Raw genomic sequence first — 6614 nt, 5'->3', positions numbered from 1 at the left:
GCGGCGGCTTCACCCAGGTGGCTGCTGTCCTCGAACCTCGAAGGTCCGAGGCGGCAGCCACCCGAGGAACAAGGCCTACGCCGCCACGACGACGGGGGCTTCCGCCACCGGGGCCAGGGGCTCGACCAGGGACTTCTGCTCCCAGATGCGAGACCGCCAGCGGACCCACATGGAGATGCCTCGGACCCACTCATCCGCGGCGACCGCCAGCCACACGCCCGCGAGCCCCAGGTGGAGCTTGAAGACGAGCACGTAGCCCAGCGGCAGGCTCATGCAGACCATCGACAGGAAGCCCATGTACACGGTGAACGGCGCGTCCCCCGCCGAGCGCAGCGCGTTCACCAGCACCAGGTTGAACGAGCGCCCCGTCTCCAGGAGCAAGCCGATCACGATGACCTGCGTGGTGAGCCGGACGATGTCGCCATCATGGGTGAACATGCCCACCAGCGGCACGCGGACCAGGATGACGGCCACGTCCACGAGGAAGGTGATGGCCACCGCCCACTTCAGGCTCTGGAGCACCCGCCGGTATGCGTCGTCCGCGCGGCGCGCGCCCACCAGCCGTCCCACGATGATGGCCGTGCCCATGCCGACGGCCAGGCTGAACAGGAACACGTACTGGGAGATGGCGTTCGCGTACTGCCGGGAGGCCAGCGCCGTCGAGCCCAGGAACGTCACGTAGTACAGGAACACCGCCTGGCAGCACTGGTACGTGCCCTGCTCGACGGCGGAGGGCACGCCCACGCGGAGGATCTTCCGCACCATGTCCGAGGTGAACCGGACGAAGTCGCGCGCCTTCATCCGCACGTCCATCACCCGGTACAAGAGCCACACGAACACCACGAGCGCCAGCGCGCGGCTCACCACCGTGGAGATGGCCGCGCCCGCGACCTCGAGCCGGGGCAGCCCCAGCAGTCCGAAGATGAGCAGCGCGTTGCCGCCCACGTGCAGCGCGTTCATCCCCATCGCGATGAACATGGACTCACGCGTGAAGCCGTACGTGCGGATGAGCGCGGAGCACACGTTGATGAGCGCCTGGAGGAAGATGAACCCTCCGGCGATGCCCATGTACGTGCGGGCCTGCGCCAGCACCACGCCCTCCAGGTTCATCCGCGCCAGCAGCGCGTCTCCGCCCAGCAGCAGCCCCGCGCTCACCGTCACGCCGAGCAGCAGGTTCAACGTGATTCCCACCGCGGCGATGCGCGCCGCCTCCTCGGAGCGCCGCGCGCCCAGGTACTGGGACACGACGACGGAGGCGCCGTTGCTCATCACCTCCATGATGAGCAGACAGATGAACAGGAACTGATTGACGACCCCCACCGCGGAGACGGCGTCGTCGGACACACCGCTGAGCATCAGCGTGTCCGCCGTTCCCATCATCATGAAGAGGAGGAGCTCCAGGAGTATCGGCCACGTGAGCCGGAACAACCCCATCCTGGCGGGGTCCTGCGCAGTCGAGAGTGACATGGTTCGCCGCGATGAACGCGGGCTGGGACTAACAGGCGCCGCAATGCGTCGCCAGCCACATCGTGCTCGCCTGCCGCGCGTCACAAGAGCCTCGCGGCTCCTGTGAGCTCAAACCACCTCGCCTCGCTCGCGATGGTCGCGCGAGCGGCGCGGGCCTCAGTGCTTCATCAACTCGCGCGACGGGTCCACCGAGACGGTCACCTTCTCCGGCGACGACGTGGAGGCGACCTTGAAGAGCGGGTCGGAGCCGCTGCCCTTCACGGTGTTGCGGGGCCCGGACGTGGGCGCCGCGGGCTCGTCGTTGGACACGGGCGACGACGTCACCGCGGTGTTGCCCTGCGCCTGCGCGGCGGCCAGCCGCTTGTTCCGGCTGCGGCGCCACAGGAAGAAGCCCACCGCGGCGACGGCGAGCACACCCATGACGGTGTACTGGCCCTCCTTGAACTTGCTGATGAGCATGTCCAGCTCGCCACCGAAGTGGAACCCGAGCCAGATGAACACCGGCGCGGACAGCAGCGCGGCCAGGCCGTCCCAGAAGATGAAGCGCCAGTAGGACATGCCCACCGAGCCCGCGGTGAAGTACGTCACCGCGCGCACGCCCGGCATGAAGCGGGCGATGCAGACGATCTTCTGCCCGTGGCGCTCGAAGAGCCCCTCCACGCGCGCGCGCTTCTCCGGCGTGACGATGCGCGCGAAGAACCCTCCGCCGCCCTTCGGCGCCTCCTGGGTGGCCCCGGTGCCCCGCCCCAGCCTCCCGCCCAGCCTGCGGCCGGCGAAGAAGATGAGGCTGTCGCCCACCAGGATGCCCATGAAGCCGACCACCATCATCACCGGCAGGCTCGCCGCGCCCTTGTGGGCCAGGAAGCCGCCCAGGATGAGCGAGATGTCTTCAGGCAGCGGCACGCCCAGGCCACAGGCCACGAGGATGCCGAAGACCATGGCGTAGGCAATGAAGCCCTGGGAGTCGCCAAGCAGGGTGGTGAGGAAATCAAGCACGCGTTGTCCCGTCCGTTCACTTCCGAGGGGCCTGCTGGGGCACCGCCCGAGCCAGCCCATCCAGCGCCCACGCATCAACCGGGCGCGCCTCCTCAAAACTCCGCGACAGGGTCTTCAACCCGAAATACCCGTCGCGCCCGGCCGCTTCGTAGGCCCCGGCCGGAGCCCCCGTGGCCGTCAGGGCCAGCGCCCGACTCAGGAGCGCGACCCCGTACTCGTCGACCGTCCCCTCACCCGCCCCCCTCGCCCGGGCATCCTTCAGCGCCGCCGCCCCACCCGCCCAGCGAGCACCCAGGCGGCCGGACAGCCGTGAGCTCAGTACCCCACGCGCCAGCTCCCGCACCACCGGCTCGGCGTCAGGCGTGCGCGCCACAGGTCCCACCACAACCACCCACCCCTGCCCCGTGTCCACCGGTCGCACGCTTCCCTCGGCCTCGAGCAGATTAACCACCACCCGAGGTGCGGGCCCGCCTTCCGGCAGGCCCAGAAGTCGCGTGGCCTGTTGGACGGGGGCATCCAGCAGCGGGAGCCAGGCGCGCTGCTCGAAGCGGAAGTCCGGCAGCGTCTCCGCGCGCAGCGCCGTCACCGGCCACTCCTGCTCGGCGCGGGCCAGCAGCTCCTCCAACCCCATGAGGCTCGCGGCGCGGCCTGGAGCCTTCGGTCCTCCCAGGACGCGGGCCAGGTAGACCTCCACCGGCTCCGGGTGCGCGGCGAAGTACGCGCGGGCCTCGGTGAGCACGGCGTCCGGCGCGGAGGCCAGCACCTGGCGGACCCGGGCGCGGGCGCGGGTGTAGCGGATGACGGGGACGGGGTGGGCCCGCTCGACGGGGCCCGCGTCGTAGCCCGCGCGGTTGAGCAGCGCATAGAGCGTGAAGACGCGGACATCCGCGCGCACCTCCAGGCCACCGGGGGTGTACTGGCTGGCGAACCAGTCCTCCTCCGAGGCGATGGAAACCTGGGCGGCCGACCCCGCGAACGCCGGGGGCGACGCCAGGAGCCCGAGCAGTGGGAGGACGGCCAGGTGGGGGGCTCGCATACGGAGCCCCCAGGCTAGCACGCGCCCTTCAGGCGGCCGGCGCCTTTCCGATGAGGGTGCGAATCATGTCCCGGTTGTCCCGGGCCTTCTGGCCGAAGAAGCCGACGATGCCCATCAGCAGCTTCACGCAGGCCTGGGGCTTGGTGGCCAGCAGCTTCTGGAAGTCCGCCGCGCGAATCTCCAGCGCGGACACGTCCGTGACGGCCGTCGCGGTGCAGAGCCGCTCACCCTTCTGCACCAGGGCCAGCTCGCCCAGGGGTTCTCCCGTGCCCACCTCGCCCAGCGACACGTCCTCGCCGGAGGGGCTCCTGGCGCTCAGCCGCACCGTGCCCTCGCCGACGATGATGAGCGACTCGCCCGTCTTGCCCTCGACGAACAACGCGGTGCCCTTGGGGAAGGCCCGAGGCACGGCCACACCCGCGAAGATCTGGATGCCGGTGTCGGTGAAGCCCTTGAAGAGAGGGCACGCCTTGAGGGTGTTCGCAGGCACGAGAGCCATGGTGCCAGGGTCCTAACACGGGCCGCGCGGGCCGGCGAGTCAACGGCTGGCGCGGTACTCGGAGGCGATGTGGACGTAGTGCTGAGCGGACAACAACAGGAACTCCCGCTCTTCCGGAGTCACCGCGCGCTTCACCTTGCCGGGGGAGCCCACCACGAGCGACCCGGGGGGAATCTTCGTCCCGGGCGTCAAGAGCGTCCCGGCGCCGATGATGCAGTCGTCCCCCACCTCCACGTCGTCCAGGAGGATGGCGCCCATCCCGACGAGCACGCGGTTGCCCACGGTGCAGCCGTGCAACACCACGTGGTGCCCCACCGTCACGTCGTCACCGACGACGGTGCTGGAGCGGCCGCCGGTGACGTGGATGAGGGACAGGTCCTGGATGTTGGTGCGCTGGCCGATGCGGATGGGGTTCACGTCCCCGCGCATCACGGTGTTGATCCACACCGAGGAGTCCTCGCCCAGGTGCACGTCGCCCACGACCTGGGCGGACTCGTCCACGAAGCAGCTGGGGTGGACGGTGGGGAGCACGCCGCGAAACGGCCTGAGCGCCATGTCTCAGGCCTCCGCGACGACGTGGAACGGCGAGTCGGGACGCGGCACGGGCAGCGGCTCCACGGTGGGCAGCTGCAGCACCGCCACCTGCTTGCCGGCGAGCTGGTTGGGCGTGGAGCGGTCCACCTTCACCGTGACGAACGCGCCCGCGGGGGCGTCGCCGTCGAAGTTGACGGTGCGGTTCTCCGGCGTGCGGCCGAAGCGCTTGGCGGCGTCGTAGCGCGAGTGGCCCTCCACCATGACCTCCACCTCGGTGCCCACGAGGGCGGCGGTGGTCTCCGCGCTGATGCGGCGCTGCAGCTTCTGCAGGCGCTCCAGGCGGGCGATCTTCACCTCGTGCTCCACCGGGCCCCAGTCCTTCTCGCGCAGCGCGGCGCCCGTCTTGGGACGCGGGCTGTAGATGAAGGAGAACTGGTTGTCGAAGCGGACCTGCTCGGTCAGCTTCATCGTCATCTCGAAGTCCTCCTCCGTCTCGCCGGGGAAGCCCACGATGATGTCGGTGGTGACGGCGATGCCGGGCCGCGCGTCGCGCAGCTTCCGCAGCCGCTCCAGGTACTGCTCCACGGTGTAGTCGCGGCGCATCATCTTCAGGATGCGATCACTCCCGCACTGCACGGGCAGGTGGAAGTGCGGGGCGATCTTGGGCTGCGTGCGGAACGCCTCGATGAGCTCGTCCGACAGGTCATGCGGGTGGCTGGTGGTGAAGCGCACGCGCTCGATGCCCGGCACCTCCGCGCAGCGCAGCAGCAGCTGGGCGAAGGACACGCCGCCCAGGTACGAGTTCACGTTCTGCCCGATGAGCGTCACCTCGCGCACGCCCACCTTGGCCAGCCCGTCCACCTCCTGGAGCACGTCCGGGAAGGCGCGGCTCACCTCGCGGCCGCGCGTGTGCGGCACGATGCAGAAGGAGCAGACGTTGTCGCAGCCCTTCATCACCGTGACGAACTCGGTGACCTTGCCGCGGGACGTCTCCGGGTCGGCGCGCGGGAAGACGTACTCCTCGGAGTCGACGAAGGCCGTCTCGACGACGCGCGCGCGCTCCGACTCGACGCGGCCGATGATGTCCGGCAGGCGCGCGATGTTGTCGGGGCCGAAGACGAAGTCCAGGTACGGCACCTTCTTGATGAGGCGGTCCTTCTCCTGCTGGGCCACGCAGCCGCCCACGCCGATGAGCGCGCCGCGGCTGGCCTTCACCGGCTTGTAGCGGCCCAGCGCGGACAGCATCTTGTCCTCGGCCTTCTCGCGGATGGAGCAGGTGTTGAGGATGATGAGGTCGGCGTTCTCCGGCACCGGCGTCGGCTCGTAGGACATCTTCGCCAGCACCTCGCTCATGCGGAGCGAGTCGTTGACGTTCATCTGGCAGCCGAAGGTGTGGATGAAGTAGCGCTTCATGGGATTTCTCTGAGCAAGAACGTGCCCTTATGCGACGGCCGGGCGTGGAAATCAACCGAACCGGGGACGGCGGTCATCCCTGGCTGAAGAGGCCGGTCATCCGGGTGTGCAGGTCCACCAGCCGCGCCTCGTGGGCCTTGAGGAGCGCCAGGGTGTCCTCGCCATAGCGGCGCGCCAGGGCGTCCGTGGCCTGCTCCTGCTTGACCAGCTCCCCGCGGAGGCGGGCCCTCAGCTCGTCCGTCTCGGGGCTCGGGGGGTGGGACTCGAGCTGACGCAGCTTGTCGTCCAGCTTGCGAGCCGTCCACCGGCGGCCTCCGAAGGCGCGCAGCAGGGACACGCCCTGCTCCAGCGTCTTGGCGTCCAGGCCGGAGGCGTCCTGAGCCTGGCGGTGGGCGGTGGCGAGGGCCTGGGCGCTCCGGTCCGAGCCTGCGTGGGAGAGGAAGGACTCCTGGAAGCGCACCAGGGCGTCGAGCAGCGAGGTGTCCACGCGGGGCGTGGCCATGCGGAGGGTCCGGTCATCCGCCGCGGAGAGGTCCGTGCTGTGGACCTCGCGGTTGGGGACGTCCTGGTAGCCGTGGTCGTCGAAGAGAGAGGGGGCCATGGGCGCTCCTGGGGAAATCGCGGGGATGTGTAACAGGGCCTGGTGCGCCACGGTAGGCTCGTGGCGCG

General features: G+C 69.8%; 7 protein-coding genes. All 7 read right to left on the bottom strand.

Annotated features, from left to right (window positions below):
* Positions 1-75: 75 nt before the first annotated feature.
* Positions 76-1467 carry an MATE family efflux transporter gene (locus K8625_RS17215; RefSeq protein ID WP_223748560.1) on the bottom strand — a complete coding sequence of 464 codons (1392 nt, stop codon included), beginning with the start codon at positions 1465-1467 and terminating at the stop codon, positions 76-78.
* Between the two features lie 156 nt (positions 1468-1623).
* Positions 1624-2463, bottom strand: a complete 840-nt coding sequence (locus K8625_RS17210) for a DedA family protein (RefSeq protein WP_223783312.1) — start codon at positions 2461-2463, stop codon at positions 1624-1626.
* Positions 2464-2479: 16 nt separating this feature from the next.
* On the bottom strand, positions 2480-3499 hold the full coding sequence (locus tag K8625_RS17205) for a hypothetical protein (protein ID WP_223783311.1): 1020 nt from the start codon (positions 3497-3499) through the stop codon (positions 2480-2482).
* A gap of 28 nt (positions 3500-3527) precedes the next feature.
* Complete coding sequence (locus K8625_RS17200) at positions 3528-3998, bottom strand: cyclic nucleotide-binding domain-containing protein (protein ID WP_141330461.1); 471 nt, start codon at positions 3996-3998, stop codon at positions 3528-3530.
* A 39-nt stretch (positions 3999-4037) separates the two neighbouring features.
* Complete coding sequence (locus tag K8625_RS17195) at positions 4038-4553, bottom strand: gamma carbonic anhydrase family protein (RefSeq protein ID WP_046713821.1); 516 nt, start codon at positions 4551-4553, stop codon at positions 4038-4040.
* 3 nt (positions 4554-4556) lie between these two features.
* Positions 4557-5945, bottom strand: coding sequence for a tRNA (N6-isopentenyl adenosine(37)-C2)-methylthiotransferase MiaB (miaB, locus tag K8625_RS17190; protein ID WP_141330456.1), 1389 nt, complete (start codon positions 5943-5945; stop codon positions 4557-4559).
* Positions 5946-6018: 73 nt separating this feature from the next.
* Positions 6019-6546: a hypothetical protein gene (locus K8625_RS17185; RefSeq protein ID WP_223783310.1), complete on the bottom strand. Its 528-nt coding sequence runs from the start codon at positions 6544-6546 to the stop codon at positions 6019-6021.
* Between the last annotated feature and the right edge of the window lie 68 nt (positions 6547-6614).

This window comes from Myxococcus sp. AS-1-15 (assembly GCF_020037055.1).
In the GTDB taxonomy this organism is placed as follows: Bacteria; Myxococcota; Myxococcia; order Myxococcales; family Myxococcaceae; genus Myxococcus; species Myxococcus fulvus.
The sequence above is the reverse complement of the archived record's forward strand: the minus strand, read 5'-3'. Positions and strand labels throughout refer to the sequence as shown.